A 19183-nucleotide genomic window follows, 5' to 3' on the forward strand; every position below is an offset into this window, starting at 1 on the left:
CCATTTCCATACAAAACAAAAATGCACCTGCCCTTTGGCCTGTGCATTTTTTATTTTCTCTTCATTCTTCGTTTTTTTGCTTGATTTAATTTCATGATGTTTTTTTCAATTTTTCTTATGTTTCGCCTTTGCGGGATTGTTTTCATTTCATAATAAACAGAAATAAACCCGCTTACTGTCACTGCTGAAATATAAAGGACGCGCTGTTTGATCATCCGGTCAGCGTGTCCATGATCATTCGCTTCTTTTTCCAGTCTTTCGATCACAGCTTTATCAAACAGCTGATCGACATACACTTGTTTCATTCCCACTGCAAACCCCGCAGCCAGCCAAAGAATCAGAAATAAACTGATATAAAACACCATAAACCCTTCCTTTCCTGTCTTGATGCGGTGCAGAATTTTGAAATGCAGCAACTGGCAGACGAAGCTTCTTCTTTGTGTTAGGTTCTTTCAATAGGCTGGTTAATATGTGTAATGCTGTAATGAACAGTTAGAAATTTTAATCCAAACAGCCACATATGATGAACAGCGGTTAATTTGTTGTCATGTACAGCTTCTATCAGAAAGGTTTCAGATAAAGGAAGCGGACAAGTTCCCGCTCTTGTTTGCAGATAAATCCCCTCATCCCCCGCTCTGCTTTTTCTCCGCCTGCTTGTTAAAACCAGCTTCTCCTGATGATGATATGGTTTTAAAATACCTGTCATGCTGCTGAATGGAAGCGGTAAAGAAATATTCATATACCCCTCTCCATTTGAACGATACACTGAATAAAGAGCGGTAAAAATGGTTTCGTTTTTTTCATTTGTTCTAATCCAGGCACGTACTCTTTCCCTTCCGTCTTTTTTCGAATGAACACCTTTTATCTTGCTGTACATCCTATACCAGTCAGGGTTCGTCGAAAGATGTATTTGGCCGATTCTTCTGCTGAACCATTCGTAAATAATTGCAAGCGGCCGAAACCACGTGCTCCATGTTACTTTTGCTTTAATATTGTATTCGATGGTTAGTTCATAAAACGAAAGAATGAGCGGCGCCAGTTTTTCTGGTGAAAAATCTTTTGAACGCAAGCTGCCCATATCATCCACAAGTCCGCTGTACCGAGCGTTATTTTCAGCTTGAATACTAGCTAAAAATTCTTCTCCAATCTTTCTTTTTCCGTAGATACGGCTGAATGTCTTTACACTGTCTGCATCAAAAGGTTTCGCATCCTCTATTCTCCACCCTATGAGAGCGGGCAAGATAACACCAAACGCATTGACAAAACCGTGAATCCAAATCATCTGATTGATGGTCAATGTAACTTCTTGCCGAAATACACCAAAAGAATAAATCATCGAGAAAGCAATCGTTATCATTAAAACAGCGGAAGAAAGCCGAATAAGAAATGTCCCCGTCTTGGTGCGAAAAGCTGCCGTGAACACCAAAAATGCATGAAGATAAATCGCCGCCATATAAATGCTAACCGCAATGACATCAAGTGTTTTTGAATATGTGATGCCCAGTGCGATAAGGAGGGGCGAAAGCAAAATCACCCATGTTATCCAACTGTACAACATCCGATGTTTTCTAATGGTTCTGCCGAGTAAACCGTTAAAGATCGGGATCAGAAAAGCAGAATAGTGAAAGTGGACAGCAGTCAGCAAAATGATGAGAGGGCCAAATTGCATGATCTGCAAATGGGCAGCATAAGCAAAAAACCAAAATCCTCCTCCCGCCAAATAAATAAGGCCGAACAAAACTGATGTCTCTTCGATTCTATGTATCTTTGTTTCCCAAAGGCGGAAGATCGCATACAATGCAATAAAAACTGTGTACATCCACCAGATAAGCGCGAAACCTCCAACCTCCGTCACTAGAGCCAGCACCGCAAAGAATGCGGCTACAGGATAGCACTGGATTAGCCCGTTTTCCATAAACTGAGCAGCACGAACCGGAGATTGACGAAAAACAAAAGGGAAAATTCCCGGCACGAAAAATAGAATGGATAACAAAACGAGTGCCTCTGCCACTGAAATATCCGGTGCTTCTGCTGCAAGAAATCCTATAAAACAAAGCGCACTGACTATGCCATTTCGTTTCATGATTCTCTCTCTTCCTCCTGAAACGTTCCTTTATAAAAGAAAAGAGTGCCAAGAATTGTATTTTGCACATGCACTTCAATGGTGAAACAATTCTTTTTTTCATCAAACGTTTCGCAAACTACGGATGTACCGGTCAGCCATTTCGGCAACGGGATTCTTTTTCCAAATATCAATAGCCATTGCTTTCCCGATGTGATTGTAAGAGAGCCGTCAAGAGATGCCTCGAACGTCAAAACAGACAACAGCAGATGAGGTTTGCCGAAGAAATCAAGTATTCTATTTTCTTTCTCGTCATATATCATTATCGCGTCAAAGAAACGTTTTTTGCCTTTAAAGAAAAATGTACGATTCCATTCTATCCCTGTATGTTGTGATTTCAAAAGACAAGTTCTATTTTGTATTGTAAATGGAATGTCTTTGCCTCTTTCTGAAAAGAAGCATCTGAAAAAAACACCTAGCTTTAACAGCATTCTAACCAGAAAAGAGCCTCCGCTTATTTCTGACATCGTTCCCGTCCCGCTGAATGTATGAGACCCGTCTAATTGGTACCGTTTCTGCAGCTTGGGATGCAGCAAATGATAGTTAATAATTGATTTTTCATAAATCGAACTCACAATGTCACTTCTTTCTCTTTCGTTTTGTGCGCCTGGCACTGGGGAGCTGCAGGCTAAGAGCGCCGCTTGCAGCGGAAAACACACTCAATAGAACCCACATGAATATTTCGGAACCTAGACAAGCAAACCCAGCAAAAATACAAGCCTGGACACCATGAATGATCCATTTTCTTTTTAAAGGAATCAGCCACAAAATAGCTAAGCCTATCTCCGCTGTTCCTGCCAATATGCTTGTCTCAACACCTGCAAAGCCTTGATAGAACCAAAACAGGCTGAAAAACAGACACATGAACACATAGATGATAGCGGATCGAATGAAGCGCTTCGGATGTTTATTTTGCTCTACCCAAAGCCTTAATGCATCAAAGCTCCAGGCAGTCGCCCAGCCAAGCAGCGGCCGAAATAATAAACGATCAATCCATCTTCCCAGCAGTCCGTAGGCTGTTTTGTATTGGTACTGTGTTAAAAACGTCATTTTCCCATTTTCTCTCTCTATATACTTCCAGTAGCCGCTTCCATGCCGAATCAGAGATAATGGATGATCAGAGCCAAAAGCCAGTGAAGAAGACCTTTCAGATGAACATTTGTTGAAAACACCGACGGTTTCTCCTGTACCTGACACCTTTAATCCAAAGCCTACCCTTGTTTCGTAAAGAAACTTCTGTTTTTCGCATGGCTGACTATTCAAATACGTAATATTTGAAAACCGGAGATCCCATTCCTTATGCAGTGATGGGTTTTGTGTATATTCCCAGAGTGTATCCAGATCAGATTTCATTTCGATTTCTACATAAATCGGTTTCTGCCTCACAGCCCCTTCTCCCTTCTATTTCAAGCAATTCCTATATTAGCATATTGGTCGATTCGTTAAGTGTATATCTCTCCAAAAAAAGTATCTTTATCCTAAAAAATGCATAAAAAAGAGAAGAGAGGTTTCCTTCTCTTCCTTGGGATTCATTACTGAGTTTTAACCGTGCCATAATGAGTAATTGTGACGTTCACACTGTATGTGATGTCGGCTTTACTGAAGGTGTCATCCCAGTTATTTTTCACCCTTTTCCATAAGTGAGGATATGTAAGTCTAAAAGATTCATCAAAACCCGCAACATCTGCTTTATAATCATGTTGAATTTTTTTTAATACCTGACCAACTATTTTCTTTACCTCGTTTTCAATAGTCGTTTCGAGACGATCTATAAACTGGGTGTCCAACGCCTCTTTTGTGTTCCAGTTTTCAACCAAATCGCCTTCTGATTCAATATCGACATGGAATGAAATATCTTTCCCTTTTACGATTGGCTGAATTTTGCTTTTGATTTTATTGATATCGTACGCTAGTGTCTGTTGGCTCTTTTTATCATGGCTTTTGACAACTCCGCCTTTCCCTTCTCCTCTAATCCATGTAATCCCCTCAGTTTCATATTCATTTAAAGTGCCTATCATTTTTTTCGATTTTCCGTTGATTACAGCTGCTCCGGAATATTTGACCGCTCCATTGGCCGCAACCACATTTTGCAGTAAAAAGCTGCTGCCAGAATGCAGTTTTCCAATTAGTTTCGCGAGTGTCATAGGGGGAAGAATTCTGGAAACTTTATGTTCATTTTCACCTAATCCAATCAGCCGAAATGCCGGAATTTCTCCGTTCTCTTTCAGCTGGAGAGCGTCTCTTGCTTCCCCTTTAGCAGATAAAACAAGACAGCTCAGCCTAATTTCATTATCACGAAAAAATTGATCCAGCATTTCGTCGATAGGAAATGTGTGCAGCACATCTTCACTCATGACAACAACTTTTAAATGCGGGCTAAACACTTCTCGGTCCCGTCTTAATGCAACCTCACTTCCGATCTGCTGTAATGAATCCCCTGTTTCACTTATATTAATATACGCTTTTTGCGCTCCTTGTCCGCTACCGCCTCCCCCGCTTGTGCCCGCGCCTGCCGCTTTTTCATTAACAAATTGATAGGTCAGCGTAATGTTGTCTTTTTTCGGATAGCTCCCGCCCTCTTCTTTTAACTCTTTTTCAGTGTTCGTTTCTTTTCCTTTATCAATTGCGATAGCGAATGTGAGACCCAGATCTTCTATTTCCCGACTGCTCCAGCATCCTGTTACGCAAATCATCAGCAGACATACTATGACCATAGCAGGCAATTGACGTTTTAGTTTACTTTTCACCTCTTTTCCTCCATTTCGAAATGACTAACAGCAAAATCGGCAAAGCGCCAAATATATACAAAGCGATATGACTGACCGTATCGCCCAATATAAAGACGTCATTTTCATTTTTCGGCATGCAAGAGAGGATATAAATAACAGGAAGCAGTCCAAACATACATGAAAGGGGTTTCTTTTTAAAAACTTGTGAGACTCCCAGGGAAGCTGCATAAAAAGTGATAATAAACGTGGCAAAAAGCTGCATAATCCAAATCACAAGCAGAAATGATTCAAACCGTTCAAATATTAAACCAGGTATTTCAAAACTTCTCATCAGGTCAAGCCCCGGCCATGTTCTCGTCACAACTCCCTAAACTGATAGTGCACCGATGACCATAATCAGCGTAATCATATAAAAACTGGTCACAACGCCTGTCCCAATCACAACCGCTTTCACCGCATTTTTCGGCTTTTTCATAAATGCTACTAAAATGAACATAATTTCTGAACATGTAAATGAAAGGTTTGTTGTCTTTACTCCTCTGAGAACCGGCATGATTCCATCACCTAATACAGGGCGCAAATTGTTGATCTCAAATATGCCTAAACTCATGAGGGCTATCGTTAAAAAGATGATGACCGTAATCGGAAAAATCATTTCAAAAAGCCGTGCAATCGGATCTAGGCCTTGTGTAATTGAATAAAGCCCAATCCAAAGAACTGTCATAATGATGGCCCAAGACGGTGTCCCTTCGAGGAGAAAAAAATCCACGATTTCGGACGTGACTCTGACTTCAAATGCACCGAGTGCCAGAAAATAAGTAATAAAAACAATACTGATCAGATGCCCGAGCCATTTTCCTACAATATGTCGGGAGTATTCATAAAAGGTCTCCTTAGGATACTGCTGGCTTAATTTAACTATAATCATCCCGGCTATTACCGCTAGGACCCCGCCTAATAAAATTGAAATCCATCCATCAGGAGATTGTATTTGTTCTGTTACTGTCCGAGGGAGCGTAAGAACTCCGGCAGCAAGCATATAATTAATGATGATAATCGTTGCCTGAGCGGTTGTAATTTTACTGGTTGGACTGAACATGAGACTTTATCACCATCCTGTCGAGTTCATCACTTCACCCGTTTTGTATTATCTGTATTCATCATTTTAGGCCGGCGCTTCATGACTAAAAGAGGCATTCTCTGATAGACCTTTATTAATCAATTCCTGATCAGACAGTCCTTCAACAAAGATCAATGCCGCTTTTACATGTAAATGAGTGATTTCAAGCTCACGGAAGTGAACGTCCCCGTTATGTCCTATTTTTCTTTTTACATGTCCTAAATCGTATCCGATGTTACCGGTTAACACATCCTGATCCTTTTCAGCTGTTGAATGATCTGATTTATGCTGCTTCTGTGTTTTGTACTGATTGCTCCGCCACCTCATCATTGCACCTTCTTATACATGAATCCAAGTAAACACTTTATAGATTACATATGGAACGAGAAATACTACTAACGCTTGAAACCACACATTCCAATCAGTAAGTGTTGATATCATGTTATCCATCTGTCATTTCCCCTCTCTCTAATAGGATTATTTTTCCCGTATACCTATTTTTTATGTTCGTCTTTTTTCTCAATAAAAAAAGCATGATGAACAGTTCATCATGCTTTTAAAGAAATCAACCTGACCATTTTGCATTATTAAACACAAAATGAGCCTTTTAGCAGTCTGGGATAAACTAAAATTCCAGCTTGAAGCTTTCTGCCTGATCTGAAACTTCCACAGGAATCCCCATTATCGTTTTCGGTTTGGAAACGTAAACAAAGCGCATTTCCTCCACTATTTGCTGAAACGCTTTTTCACTAACTAAAATTCTGGCCGGCTTCCCTGGACTGTTATCAATGGCTGCTTTGATTTTTCCAAGCATAAAAAACCTCCTGTTTTAGAAAATGGCACATTTACTATTAAAACAAAAATCGCAAAATAAATTGGCTGAACAGGAATTCCGGTTCAAACATAGCAGTTGCGGCTGCAAACAAGAATGAACGAAATGACAATATACACATCTCTCTCTTTTTCGTGCATGCAGAATTCTCCCATTCACAGATCAGACTGGCGACTGACACGCTGTTCAACAGCAGCTCTAGCATAATTAATGCACGCTATGGACATGATCTTATTAGTTATTATATGATTGAATTGAAAAAAACATCATATGTCAAGAGGTAAACGAAATGGCTCAAAACAACGAAAATGCATTACCGGATATTACAAAAAGCATTACTCTGGAGGCTCCCATTCAGAAAGTCTGGGAGACAGTCTCTACTTCAGAAGGCATTGCCAAGTGGTTTATGCCCAATGACTTTCAGCTCAAAGAAGGACAAGAATTTCACTTACAATCGCCGTTTGGGCCGTCCCCGTGTAAAGTTTTGGCTGTTCAAGCTCCAACTGAACTTTCTTTTGAATGGGATACAGAAGGATGGGTCGTTACCTTTCAATTAGAAGACTTGGGGGAAAAGACAGGGTTTACCCTTATTCACAGCGGCTGGAAAGAGCCGAATGAAGTGATCGGCAAAGCAAACGAGAAAAGCTCCGTCGTTCGCGGTAAGATGGATGGCGGCTGGACTGGCATTGTAAATGAACGGCTTCGTAAGGCTGTCGAAGAATAAAAAAGAGAGAGGTATCTCTCTTTTTTGTTTTTTTCCAAGGGTTATACTTCACAATTTGAGTCCATCAATCATAAAACGTAACAGTTTTAGATTTACCAGAGTAATCGGTAACAAAGAACTCGGCCTTGTTATTGCTCCCATCTACAAATTTTCCAATACTGCCAAAGGTGTGGCATTCTCCGGGTGAAAAGTAGTTTGCCCCTACATAATCATCAGGATTGTCACCGGGATCATCCTCATATAAGTGCAGTGAAACAGAAAAAGGAGTGCTTCCTGAAAGGCACACTCTAAAATCTCCTCCGGTCGAGTATACCGTCGGACTTGAGTAAGTATATGTGTAAGTCCCCAACTTATCCCACTCTCCAGCCCCCGCAGTTCCGGCTTTTTCTGCTTGTGCCGTTAATGGAAAAACCGCAGCCAACCCTAAAACAGACAAAAATCCAACTACCTTAGTGAATCTCATCAGCTACACCACTCCTCTATTTCAATGATAGCCGCAGATACGTTTGTATCATTTCCGGCAGAGCTACATAATTGATCCAGCCTGCCTCCCTGCTTCTTAGGCAGGTGGCATTGGACATTATATTCAGCAGCAGCCGTTTTATGAATCCGTCTTTGTCTGGTTTTAAAATGTTCAAAATAAATGCATTCCCATTTGTACTGCTATCTCTTATAATTTGTTTAAAAGGTTGTACTTCAATCAGGGGGAAAAGGATATGGAATTAAGCTTCACAAAAATACTCGTTATTTTGTTTGTGGGTTTTTTAGTATTTGGGCCTGATAAACTGCCGGCGCTTGGCCGTGCAGCAGGAAAAGCCTTATCAGAATTTAAACAAGCAACAAGCGGACTGACTCAGGATATCAGAAAAAATGACTCAGAAAACAAAGAAGACAAACAAATGTAGGATAAATCGTTTGGGCCGATGAAAAATCGGCTCTTTATTTTGATTTGTTTTTGTGTCATCTGTCTTTTTCTATCATTTGGACAGCCCTTTTTTCCTTCTATGATTTTAACTGTCCAAGCCGCAAAATCTACTCGCCGTATAATAAAGCGTAGTAAAAATAAAGGAGGAGTATATATGGGCTATTACAAAAAATACAAAGAAGAGTATTATACGGTCAAAAAAACGTATTATAAGAAGTATTACGAATATGATAAAAAATATTATGACTGTGATTACGACAAAAAATATGATGACTATGATAAAAAATATTATGATCACGATAAAAAAGACTATGATTATGTTGTAGAGTATAAAAAGCATAAAAAACACTACTAAACGCCATTCACATCTCCTCGTTTTTACTTTCCCCCGGCTATTGCCGGGTCTTTTTTGTTTGTGCACTATATGTATATTTCTGAAGCTTCCCTTTCTATGAAAACCTTGGTGACTGAATCTGAAAAAGAATAGTGAATATTTAGTACATAGTTTAGTTAGTTCATAAGTGAGCGCATTCAGTTTATTGCAGTTACAAAGAAACTTTTATAAACTCTTTGTGGATCATACATAAAAGGAGAGGTTTTTTGTATAGAAACATCGTATTTTATCTCATTTTACTTTGTCTATTTATATCAGTTGTCATGAAAAGCTTTGAGGTGATAAGCACAATAGCCAATGTTATCTGCTTTGTTTTCGTATTGCTGTATTTTAAAGATGAAATGAAAACATACTCACGTAAAGCGTTAGCAATCCTAAGTATTTGTTTTCTTTTCTTAGTCGGTATCTGTGCTTTTATCATTTTACAAGGACAGACATTGATGAAACGTCACCTCTTTTTTACAGGCTGGGAAACGATAGCGGGCATTCTTTTAATGATCGTTTCTTTAAGCATTTGTACTTTTATTTTGGGGAAAATTTCAAATCGGTTAAAACGATTGTGATCTTATTATTTCCTTTGTTAAAGGTATACAGCTTTCAGATTGGAGAAGCGTTTCGTCCCTTACATCACTCAAAATGAAATATTTTGTTTATTTATATACATCAATCCAGTTCCAAAATAAGGTATAATAAATGACGAAATCACTATCAAAAGGGGGAATTTTGGTGAAAAAAGTATTGATTGCAGGTGCAGTAGGAACAGCAGTTCTTTTCGGAACCCTTTCATCAGGTATACCAGGTTTACCCGCGGCAGACGCTCAAGTCGCAAAAGCAGCATCCCAGCTGCCTAACGGAATCGGCGGCCGTGTCTACCTGAACAGTACGGGCGCCATTTTTACAGCTAAAATCACGCTTCCTGAAACTGTCAAAAACAGCGACTCGGTCTCTACTCCCTATATTTATTCTGGCTTTAGAGCAACAAGCGGAACTGAAGCCGATATCGGGCTTCAGTACAGCAAACAATACAACGTCTGGAAGCCCCTCATGAAGGTTGGGTCCAAAAATGAAGAAACGTACATCGAAGGAAAAGACAAATTCACATACAATAAAGGCTTCCGCCCTGGAAGCACAGTCCAAATGACAATCTATAAAAATTTAAGCGGCAATACGCGCATGACCCTTTGGGGAACGAACAATGACGGCTACACCGGACGGATTATCACAGAAATTCAAGGAACCAACATCGGCACGATTTCAAAATGGAAAACCCTTGCTACCGCGGCTGTTTCGTATGAAAGCCAGCGTGATGCGATCAAAGCAACCTTTTCGACATCTTTTAACAACATCACAATCGACAATAAAGCCGTCACTCCTGTGGTAGATACACAGGATTTCGCAAAGGTTTCTGTTGCAGGAAATAACGTTACGATCTCTGTTAATAAATAAACGAAGCAGCAAAAAGCCGCCAGCATTGTCTGGCGGTTTTATAATTAATTTTCCATCTCCATAAAAAACCGTGTCGGAATCCACTCCCTATATAGATTTACGAACATCAATCTTTTCATTTTTAAGTTGAATTTTAGCCAGGGATCAAAAAGTTTCATAATAAAAACAAATAACCTAGAACTGCACAAAGTAATTGTATTCATTGCACGATGCTGGTCTTTTAAGGTGAAATATGTATATGTTAATATTAGGTTTACAATTAAGCTATTCAAGTGTTTAAAAAACCTAGAAAGGTTGATGAAAATGAACCTTTATTTAGTTATAGCTCTTGTTATTTCAGTTTTTTTTAATGTGATCTTATGTATCCAGTTAATAAAATACAAAACCAATCGATCCACTAATATAAATTGGAAAGAAAGGATGGGACTCAACAATCCTTTTACAGCTATAGTATGGGCTTTTCTTTTCATTACAATTTTCTTGAGCCTTATGATATTAATAGGAGGAATTAACACCTTATAAAACCAATGGCCTTTTCATATCGTTCGTTTAATTTTTCAGACCACGCAATCGTTGTTCACTTGTACTAAGAGAACCCAACGCTTCTAACAATCCTTTTGTTTCGCGTTGGGCTCCAATTTTGTTTACTATTTGTTTATAGAAATATGAAGAAGAAATTTCTTCATTTTTAGCCTAATGCCAGCTTATATTCTGAAAAATAACAATAAAAAGGCAGCATTAAACCGCTACCTCAAATAAAAGCTTGTCCCCATGTTTATAGTTGATTAACTTGAAATCATCAATGGAAAAGTCATAAAAATCTTTCACTTCAGGATTGATCCATAGTTCAGGTGCTTCAAACTGTTCTCTTTCCATTTGAATTTTCAAATTGTCTATATGACGTGTGTACACATGGCAATCCCCAATGTTAAAGATATATTCACCAAGTTCATAACCAGTCACTTGAGCAATCATGCGCTGCAACACATTGTACTGGAATACATTGAATGGATTCCCCAACGCCATATCATTGCTCCGTGCTCTTACCTCGAGGTGGAGCTTACCTTGCTTCACATACCATTGAGTTTCGTATACACATGGCGTTAAGGCCATTGCGTCTAAATCATCAGGATTCCACAGCATTGTAATGTGTCTGCGTGAAGACGGATTGTTTTGCAATTGATGAAGAAGATAATCAACCTGATCCACTTTTTCTCCATTTAGACTTCTGTTTTTCTTCCCCAGCTGAAATCCATATGCATGTCCGATGGTTCCGTCTTCTTGTTTCCACTGATCCCAAATATGTACGCCCATCTTGTTTAAATCATTAACATCATTAGATTTCAGCTGCCAAATCCAGAGCAACTCTTTAATGGCTGTTTTCCAGGCAACCTTTTTTGTCGTTAAAATCGGAACCTCTGAGTTGTCGAATCTCATTTGCTTACTCATTACACTTAGAGTATGTGCCGGTGTTCCATCTGAGTCCCACTTGGTTCTTACATCAAACTCTTCGTCTGAGATTCCATTATTGATGATATCCTTTATAATTGAATTGTATTGTTTATCGAATTGCGTCATGACTATTCATATCCTTCTTTCATTTTCAGTTGCTAAGCATAATTTATTACGAATGCAATATTATCGCAAATACTAAGCACTCGCAGATAAAATGAGATTCTTATTCCAATCACTGTGTGTTTAAAGAGGAGTTAATCCCCCCTCTTTTACACCTGTATTTCTCCATAACATAGTCTGTCACATAGCTCATAGTTACCGCCAGTTTGGTACATACACCGTTGATAACATTGTTGAGGATTATAAGAAATGGTTTGATATTGCGGCACATAAAAATTCAAATAGTTAGGTGTTTGTGTATACCAAATTGGAAATTGTCTAAACACATTAAATCCTCCAATAGCTTTTTCTGATTTAATGCATTGTATTTTACCTCAATATCAATTGTCATTTGTCCATGTGCAATTGGGCTTTCTTTAAAATAAATTCTCTCTAATTTCATTCATTTGATCATTAACAACTTTTTTATGATATTTGGCAGCGGTTCATTCCTTATATGATCTGTTTCTAACCGGTTTTGCTGTTTGTTTTTGATGTCTAACTCTAAATCCTTCAAAAGCAGTATTAAAAATCACATCATAGAGCTCTGAATCTTAACCATAACGTTCAAATATTCTTCAATGAGAAAGTCCCTTTTTACGTATATTAATCTTCTCTATACACTTTACTATTATTTTACAGTGGTTGAGTGCTTTCTCTCGCTCTTGTTTTAATAAACAGCTATCCGTTTTGTTTTTCAGAAAGTGTTTTAAACAGCCTCTTTTTACTATTCTTATTTCATTTGACCATACCATATCATTTAAACTTCATAAATTAAATTCGAATAACATAAAGGAGGAATTTAATTGGGTTATTATAAAAAATATAAAGAAGAGTATTACACTTGGAAAAAAACATATTACAAAAAGTATTACGACAATGATAAGAAGCATTATGATTGCGACAAGTATTATGATCATGATAAAAAACATTATGATTACGACAAAAAGTATGATGACCATGATAAAAAGTATTACGATGATCACGATTATCATTACGAAAAAAAGTATTATGATGACGATGATCATTATTATGATTTTGTCGAATCATATAAAAAACATCACTAAATCTCTTAAACGTCTATTAATTCCCCGGCGACATACCGGGGGCTTTTTTATGATATTTATCGACGATACTCAGATTTTTTTGTGAAGTCTTATGTCTCATTTCATCTTATATTTTGAACTTGTCTCAAGGCTGCTGTAAATTCAATTATTAATGAACACATGTCATTTAACTTGGCTTATTATTAGTGGCATTACTAGTTTTTAGTTGCCTTCCCCTATTTATAAAAATTTAGATAAAAGTATTTCTTTATAGAGATGCTTGTTTCATCGACAACTCAATCCTAAATGTGGTAAAATCGATAAAAATGTAAAAACTGTAAATATAATAAAAGGAGCATCTTTATGTATATAAGTATTATAATTTTAGCATCCATGCTTTTATGGGGGGCAGTTATCCACGAGCTAAGTAAACCTTCAAAAAAGCAAAGCACCAGAAAAATTGTTTCTTTGACATCTTTAGGTTCTTTATCGACTTTAGTTATTACTATTTCACTTTTTCAAAACTTCCCTTTTTAAACTTTGTTTTTAATTAAATCCTTCGTATTAAAATATTCATTTTATACATAATATTTATATGTACCTTGGCTGAAACCTCCATTGATCAATCACACAGCATGAAGACAGCCAAGGATTTATTTTGTTTACTTCGTACCTGTTGAACCGAGTCCTCCTCTATCCTCGTTTCCCAAATGCTCGACTTCAACCAATTCAACCGCCGGCATTTTCTTCATGATTCTAAACTGGCAGATACGATCACCCTTCTTAATTTCAGTATCACGCAATGCATAAGCAGGAAAGAACCAGAAATCGTTGTCTCCCTTATATGACTCATCGATAACACCCATTGAATTTGTTTGAATAACGCCAAAGTTCTTATATGTACTTGAACGAGGGACGACATGTGCTTCGTAACCTTCAGGCAGCTCCATTGCAACACCTAATGGGACAAGCTTAAATTCATCTTTTTTGATTGTTACATCTTCAGCTGCCCGAAGATCAATCCAGTCTCCCTGCTCAATTTTGCTGATTCTTGTTTGTGTTTCATCTAGATACTTGATTTTAATTTGCATTGTCATGTACTAGCTCCTTTAATTTTTATTGAGTATCATACAGTAAGGCTTGTTCTTGTATCATTTTCATCAGTTATAAATTGAACGTCTTCAAAATCATTCTGTAAAGCATTGAAGTACAGTTTTTCAATGATTTTTTTGTTTTTACAGTAAATCGAAACGTAACTATTATCTGCTATCAAAAGGACAAGTTCGCAATCACTGTCAGCAAACTCTTCATATGTATTGACTTGATTAACCATTTTTCCATATGGAAATGCTTTCAGTTCAACGAAAATGGTATAGTACTGATTCGTTTTTAATTGTTGCTCAAAAACTGCCCCTTCAACAATTGCGTAGTCATGAAAAAGCTCCTCATCATCGAGCTCTCCTTCTACAACAAAATAAGATTCCCCACTCGTTTGCCACCTATAATTAGCTATTTCTACCGGCTGCAGTATTCTCCATAGAAAATTTCCATATTCATTCGGTATTTGAAAACTAACTCCCCTATTCATGTATACCCCTTACTTAAACGATTTTTGTGAATACGAGTTTAATTATATACTCTAATGTTAGGTTTATGGAACAAGGAATCGACTGCCTTTTCAACCGATTATCTTTTACAGAATTTTCTCATCCCTTCTCATTTAAAAGGTTCTTCCAATGTTCATAACAACGGTAAGTATTTTCCTGATTAGATTTCTCGTTATCATCTACCCTTAGAAAAAAATGTCCCAAAACAAATAATCATTTTTGTAATCCTCGGTCGCCGTATCCATTAACACCCCACTTACAAGCCTCATGTATCCCGTACTTGCTATTATTCGAACATTGATAGGCACCTTCTCGTATCACATGGATTTGCTGTTGAATGATTTCAAATAAAGTTGAATAAAATAAGATCGAATCATCCAACAATTAACATTTATTCTTGCGGCAATAGGTGGTATTTACAATCCATAAGAAGGAAGGAAGCGTTGATGATAAAGCTTTGCCGAGAAGTTTGGATCGAAGTCAATCTTGATGCCGTTAAAAAGAATTTGCGAGCGATCCGCCGTCATATTCCACATAAGAGCAAAATTATGGCTGTCGTAAAAGCGAACGGTTATGGTCACGGGTCTATCGAAGTGGCACGCCATGCACTGGAACACGGGGCGAGTGAGCTCGCTGTTGCCAGTGTGGAGGAAGGAATCGTTTTACGAAAAGCTGGGATTACAGCACCTATCCTTGTGCTTGGTTTTACATCCCTTAGTTGTGTAAAGAAGTCAGCAGCTTGGAATATAACATTATCAGCATTTCAGGTTGATTGGATGAAAGAAGCAAACGAGATATTGGAAAAAGAAGCGAGTGCTAACCGGCTGGCCATTCATATTAACGTGGATACCGGCATGGGACGATTAGGTGTACGCACAAAGGAAGAACTTTTAGAAGTAGTGAAAGCCTTAAAGGCAAGTAAATTCCTCAGATGGACAGGGATTTTCACACATTTTTCGACAGCTGATGAACCGGACACAACACTCACAAAGCTGCAGCACGAAAAATTCATCAGTTTTCTCAGCTTTTTAAAAAAACAGGGGATTGAGCTGCCCACCGTGCATATGTGCAACACGGCTGCAGCTATCGCTTTTCCGGAATTTAGCGCTGATATGATCCGTTTAGGTATCGGCTTATATGGTTTATATCCTTCAGCCTATATTAAACAACTAAATCTCGTTAAGCTTGAACCTGCGTTAAGTTTAAAGGCGCGCATCGCTTATGTGAAAACCATGCGGACAGAACCCCGAACCGTTAGCTATGGTGCTACATACGTCGCAGAGCCTAATGAAGTAATTGCTACACTCCCGATTGGCTATGCTGACGGCTATTCTCGTGCCCTTTCCAATAGCGGGTTTGTTCTTCATCGCGGAAAACGAGTGCCAGTGGCGGGAAGAGTAACAATGGATATGATCATGGTCAGTTTAGGAGAAAACGGTGAAGGTAAACAAGGAGACGAAGTCGTGATTTACGGTAAGCAAAAAGGAGCCGAGATTTCCGTTGATGAAGTGGCTGAAATGCTCAATACGATTAACTATGAAGTCGTGTCTACATTAAGCCGACGCATCCCTCGTTTTTATATAAGAGATGGCGAGATTTTTAAAGTATCAACTCCAGTATTATATGTGTAGAACATCTTAAAATGCTGAATCAAAATCCCTCTACCAGAGGGATTTTGTTTTTTCTGAAACTTAAAAAATCCCTCCTATAAGAAGAGAGATTTTCAACATATTTATACCTCAATAACTGATTGTTCAGGAGTATTATGATCGTCTCGAGAACGAAAATGCTCTTCTAATTCTTCAAGTGTACGCCCTTTTGTTTCCGGCATGAATTTGTACACAAAACCGATTGCCAATACACCTAAAGCCACAAATATAAAGAATGTAAAAGACAAACCTACAGAGCTAAGCAAGATCGGGAAAGCAAAACCGATCACAAAGTTTAATATCCAAAGGAAAAAAACACTTATCCCAGAACCAAGTCCTCTTAACCTTTGAGGGAATATTTCCGCTATGACAAGCCAAGTCACAGGTCCTACACACCCTTGCATAAAGGCAAGAAATAAAACGGTCAAAGAAAGCACTACATAAGGAAGTGCCATAGATCCATCAAGCACAATTGAGAAAATCGCAATCAATAGGAGCGCTGTAGTCGTCCCTGCCAAACCAATCAATAATATTGGACGCCGTCTCACTTTTCCGACCAGCCAAATCCCAAATATAACTGCAATAACTGATATCAGCCCATTTCCAATATTAGCGATTAAAGCCGCTTTTGTACCAAAACCAGATTCTTTAAGGATTTGTGTGCCATAATACATAATCGAGTTCACACCTGTAATTTGATTCACTATGGCAACACCGATTCCAATCCATAAAAGACGGCGCAGCCATGGTGTAGAAAAGTCCTTGAGTGATGCCTTTTCTAGTGCTGTATCTTTTTCTACCGCTTCTTGAATTTCTCTACATTCAGCTACTGCACGTTTATCTTCTCGAATTTGTTTAAGAACTCGCAGCGCCTCACTGTTTTTGCCTTTGGAGATTAGCCATCGGGGGCTTTCTGGTACCTTAAGCATACTGGCAAATAACATGATAGCCGGTACAGCACAAATGACAAGCATGTATCTCCAAACATGTCCCGTATTTGCCATTGTTACACCGAGGATCGCATTAAAAACATATGCTAAAAATTGCCCGCCAACAATCATTAGTTCATTTTGGGTTACCATACGCCCTCTCTTTTCATGCGGTGCCATTTCTGCTAAAAAGGCCGGCACCATCGCCGAGGCTCCTCCAACAGCCAGCCCCAGTAAAAAACGAAAGGCCACCATGACGAAAACGTTAGGTGCTAACGCTGTTCCCAGTGATGCCAGGAAAAATAAAAAGGAAAGATTAAGGATCATTTTACGGCGGCCATATCGATCAGCCAATCTTCCGCATAACAACGCTCCAAACGCGGCACCTAATAAAAGAATACTCGTAACAAGCCCTTCTGTAACCGGTGTTAAATCAAGCTGATCTGGCCTTGCCATAAAAGGTAAAGCTCCATTTATAACTCCGGTATCATATCCAAAGAGAAGCCCTCCAAAAGTTGCTGAAATCATTATTAATTTCAACCTTCGATTTCGATGTTCATTCATATCCATTTCCCCTGCCTTTATTAAGAATACTTAATAAGCTCTTTCAGTGTGGATATTGAGTCAAAACTAAAGTCATCTCTATCTTAGATTTTCGCCTCTGGATTTGTAACCGTTTACATTTTTAACCAATAGAATAAACCTAAGCTATTAGTTGTTATGTTGTAGTAATGTTTTTGTCACATTATTGTCATTTCTCATATTATCATAATTCCAAAAGCATTTTCAGTCAATATTATTTTCAGGATTATTTATTTCCGCTATGTGATGGTGATGTTTTGATCACCTCGTTGTGAAGTTAACTATTGGCAATTTGGAGTGTTATAAGTTCCCTTGAAGTTTTCCATTCACAAAAAATGTCCATATCGTTATAATGATGATGTTTAATCGCAAAAAGAGAAAATGATAAAGAGGGAATCAATATGAAGAAGATTTTGATCAGTATGATCGCAATCGTTTTAAGTATTACTTTGGCAGCTTGCGGATCAAATCACGCAGCCAAAAACCATTCAGATTCTAATGGGACGGAGCAAGTCTCTCAAGATACTCAATCTAATGAATATAGTCAGACAGAACAAAAGGCTGGCACGCCTCATTCAAAAAATCACAAGAAATTGATCGATGTTACATTAGATAGAGCAATAGATGGAGATACGATTAAGGTTATTTACAACGGAAAGGAAGACACAGTGCGCTACTTGCTCGTTGATACACCTGAGACGAAGAAACCAAATTCTTGTGTTCAACCATACGGTGAGGATGCGTCGAAACGAAATAAAGAATTGGTCAACAGCGGTAAGCTACAGCTGGAATTTGATAAAGGCGATCGCAGAGATAAGTATGGAAGACTGTTAGCATACGTTTATGTTGACGGCAAATCTGTTCAAGAGACATTATTGAAAGAGGGATTGGCCAGAGTAGCATATGTATATGAGCCTAACACAAAATACATAGACCAATTCAGACTAGATGAGCAAGAAGCAAAATCAGATAAACTGTCAATTTGGAGTAAGAGCGGTTATGTGACGAACAGAGGATTTAATGGCTGTGTGAAATAGAAAAACACTGTTTGTTAAAAAAAGCAGCAAACCTAGCAGAATGCAGTTTCCAAAGAATGAGAAAGAGATGATGGCGTGTCTAGTTTCCATTCTGCTTATCAAGCTAAAATCATGCAACTATACTTGTAAAATTTCCGCTGTATAGTAACAATAAAAAACACCCCTTCACGTCAATGTGAGGGGGTTATTTGTGTGTAAACATCTTTCCTATTTCATCATAAATCAAGAGATCCCTCTACCGTCGTTAGCGCGGTTTCATACATCTTACCCATTGGCATTCCTAAGCTTTCTCACTTCTTGAAGTGTTCGCTGACAGAATACGGTTCCGCTCGTTCGTTTTGTCTGCTGGACACTCCAATACTGTTTAAAGGTTGCGATACCTTATTCTCACCATCTTTTCAAAAGAAGGCAGCCATGTCATCAAAGG

The 19183-nt window shown here is 38.4% G+C and carries 20 protein-coding genes and 4 pseudogenes; 8 read left to right on the forward strand and 16 right to left on the reverse strand.

Features of this window, described 5'->3' with window-relative positions:
- Positions 1 to 50: 50 nt before the first annotated feature.
- The 8 genes and pseudogenes from BGM23_RS12415 to BGM23_RS12455 all read right to left on the reverse strand — a co-directional run bounded on the left by BGM23_RS12415 (position 51) and on the right by BGM23_RS12455 (position 6785).
- A complete protein-coding gene (locus tag BGM23_RS12415) occupies positions 51 to 365 on the reverse strand; it encodes a hypothetical protein (protein WP_029726671.1) in 315 nt (104 codons plus the stop codon).
- A gap of 77 nt (positions 366 to 442) precedes the next feature.
- A complete protein-coding gene (locus tag BGM23_RS12420) occupies positions 443 to 2083 on the reverse strand; it encodes a YndJ family protein (protein WP_029726670.1) in 1641 nt (546 codons plus the stop codon).
- Positions 2080 to 2697, reverse strand: a complete 618-nt coding sequence (locus BGM23_RS12425) for a DUF4166 domain-containing protein (RefSeq protein ID WP_029726669.1) — start codon at positions 2695 to 2697, stop codon at positions 2080 to 2082. The genes BGM23_RS12420 and BGM23_RS12425 overlap by 4 nt, the downstream gene beginning before the upstream one ends.
- Before the next feature lie 4 nt (positions 2698 to 2701).
- The gene (locus BGM23_RS12430; protein WP_029726668.1) at positions 2702 to 3508 is read right to left on the reverse strand and encodes a hypothetical protein; all 807 of its coding nucleotides are present in this window, start codon (positions 3506 to 3508) and stop codon (positions 2702 to 2704) included.
- Positions 3509 to 3654: 146 nt separating this feature from the next.
- Positions 3655 to 4869 (reverse strand): Ger(x)C family spore germination protein, encoded by a 1215-nt coding sequence (locus tag BGM23_RS12435; RefSeq protein WP_029726667.1) that lies wholly within the window; start codon positions 4867 to 4869, stop codon positions 3655 to 3657.
- A pseudogene (locus tag BGM23_RS12440) lies at positions 4859 to 5950 on the reverse strand (spore germination protein). Before BGM23_RS12440 ends, BGM23_RS12435 begins: the two are co-directional and overlap by 11 nt.
- A 102-nt stretch (positions 5951 to 6052) precedes the next feature.
- Positions 6053 to 6301: pseudogene (locus BGM23_RS12445) on the reverse strand (spore germination protein); the annotation flags it as partial.
- A 295-nt stretch (positions 6302 to 6596) separates the two neighbouring features.
- Positions 6597 to 6785 carry a hypothetical protein gene (locus BGM23_RS12455; RefSeq protein WP_029726665.1) on the reverse strand — a complete coding sequence of 63 codons (189 nt, stop codon included), beginning with the start codon at positions 6783 to 6785 and terminating at the stop codon, positions 6597 to 6599.
- A gap of 307 nt (positions 6786 to 7092) precedes the next feature.
- Between BGM23_RS12455 and BGM23_RS12460 the strand changes: the two genes are divergently transcribed.
- Positions 7093 to 7527 (forward strand): SRPBCC family protein, encoded by a 435-nt coding sequence (locus tag BGM23_RS12460; protein ID WP_003231627.1) that lies wholly within the window; start codon positions 7093 to 7095, stop codon positions 7525 to 7527.
- A gap of 64 nt (positions 7528 to 7591) precedes the next feature.
- Here BGM23_RS12460 and BGM23_RS12465 read toward each other — a convergent pair whose 3' ends face one another.
- Complete coding sequence (locus BGM23_RS12465) at positions 7592 to 7990, reverse strand: hypothetical protein (protein ID WP_009967329.1); 399 nt, start codon at positions 7988 to 7990, stop codon at positions 7592 to 7594.
- Positions 7991 to 8006: 16 nt separating this feature from the next.
- Positions 8007 to 8165, reverse strand: a pseudogene (locus tag BGM23_RS22175) (hypothetical protein).
- Between the two features lie 78 nt (positions 8166 to 8243).
- On the opposite strand from BGM23_RS22175, the gene tatAC reads away from it, so the two are divergent.
- From tatAC to BGM23_RS12490, 4 genes are all read left to right on the forward strand, one after another.
- Positions 8244 to 8432 carry a twin-arginine translocase TatAC gene (gene tatAC / locus BGM23_RS12475; protein ID WP_003231634.1) on the forward strand — a complete coding sequence of 63 codons (189 nt, stop codon included), beginning with the start codon at positions 8244 to 8246 and terminating at the stop codon, positions 8430 to 8432.
- A gap of 174 nt (positions 8433 to 8606) precedes the next feature.
- Entirely contained in the window at positions 8607 to 8807 is a 201-nt protein-coding gene (locus BGM23_RS12480; protein WP_024573164.1) for a spore coat protein CotC, read from the forward strand.
- Positions 8808 to 9052: 245 nt separating this feature from the next.
- Entirely contained in the window at positions 9053 to 9409 is a 357-nt protein-coding gene (locus BGM23_RS12485) for a YoqO family protein (protein WP_029726909.1), read from the forward strand.
- A 160-nt stretch (positions 9410 to 9569) separates the two neighbouring features.
- On the forward strand, positions 9570 to 10292 hold the full coding sequence (locus BGM23_RS12490; protein ID WP_121572629.1) for a YrpD family protein: 723 nt from the start codon (positions 9570 to 9572) through the stop codon (positions 10290 to 10292).
- A gap of 738 nt (positions 10293 to 11030) precedes the next feature.
- Here the strand turns inward: BGM23_RS12490 and BGM23_RS12495 are convergent.
- Both BGM23_RS12495 and BGM23_RS21900 read right to left on the reverse strand, forming a co-directional pair.
- Positions 11031 to 11870, reverse strand: coding sequence for a thymidylate synthase (locus BGM23_RS12495; protein WP_046663209.1), 840 nt, complete (start codon positions 11868 to 11870; stop codon positions 11031 to 11033).
- 274 nt (positions 11871 to 12144) lie between these two features.
- Positions 12145 to 12309, reverse strand: a complete 165-nt coding sequence (locus BGM23_RS21900) for a hypothetical protein (RefSeq protein ID WP_003231643.1) — start codon at positions 12307 to 12309, stop codon at positions 12145 to 12147.
- Positions 12310 to 12712: 403 nt separating this feature from the next.
- Between BGM23_RS21900 and cotU the strand changes: the two genes are divergently transcribed.
- The gene (cotU, locus tag BGM23_RS12500; protein WP_003231648.1) at positions 12713 to 12973 is read left to right on the forward strand and encodes a spore coat protein CotU; all 261 of its coding nucleotides are present in this window, start codon (positions 12713 to 12715) and stop codon (positions 12971 to 12973) included.
- Positions 12974 to 13614: 641 nt separating this feature from the next.
- Here cotU and dutA read toward each other — a convergent pair.
- Together dutA and BGM23_RS12510 are read right to left on the reverse strand one after the other, a co-directional pair.
- Positions 13615 to 14049, reverse strand: coding sequence for a dUTP diphosphatase DutA (gene dutA / locus BGM23_RS12505; protein ID WP_003245820.1), 435 nt, complete (start codon positions 14047 to 14049; stop codon positions 13615 to 13617).
- Positions 14050 to 14078: 29 nt separating this feature from the next.
- On the reverse strand, positions 14079 to 14540 hold the full coding sequence (locus tag BGM23_RS12510; protein ID WP_029726906.1) for a DUF2691 family protein: 462 nt from the start codon (positions 14538 to 14540) through the stop codon (positions 14079 to 14081).
- Positions 14541 to 15005: 465 nt separating this feature from the next.
- On the opposite strand from BGM23_RS12510, the gene alr reads away from it, so the two are divergent.
- The gene (gene alr, locus BGM23_RS12515) at positions 15006 to 16190 is read left to right on the forward strand and encodes an alanine racemase (RefSeq protein ID WP_033884592.1); all 1185 of its coding nucleotides are present in this window, start codon (positions 15006 to 15008) and stop codon (positions 16188 to 16190) included.
- 101 nt (positions 16191 to 16291) lie between these two features.
- Here the strand turns inward: alr and BGM23_RS12520 are convergent, their stop codons facing one another.
- Complete coding sequence (locus tag BGM23_RS12520; protein WP_046663196.1) at positions 16292 to 17707, reverse strand: sugar porter family MFS transporter; 1416 nt, start codon at positions 17705 to 17707, stop codon at positions 16292 to 16294.
- A gap of 413 nt (positions 17708 to 18120) precedes the next feature.
- Between BGM23_RS12520 and yncB the strand changes: the two genes are divergently transcribed.
- A complete protein-coding gene (yncB, locus tag BGM23_RS12525; protein WP_015713986.1) occupies positions 18121 to 18756 on the forward strand; it encodes an endonuclease YncB in 636 nt (211 codons plus the stop codon).
- Positions 18757 to 18971: 215 nt separating this feature from the next.
- Here yncB and BGM23_RS21475 read toward each other — a convergent pair.
- Positions 18972 to 19137: pseudogene (locus tag BGM23_RS21475) on the reverse strand (glycoside hydrolase family 11 protein); the annotation flags it as partial.
- Positions 19138 to 19183: the final 46 nt, after the last annotated feature.

Source organism: Bacillus sp. FJAT-14266 (genome assembly GCF_001719225.1).
Taxonomy (GTDB): Bacteria; Bacillota; Bacilli; order Bacillales; family Bacillaceae; genus Bacillus; species Bacillus subtilis.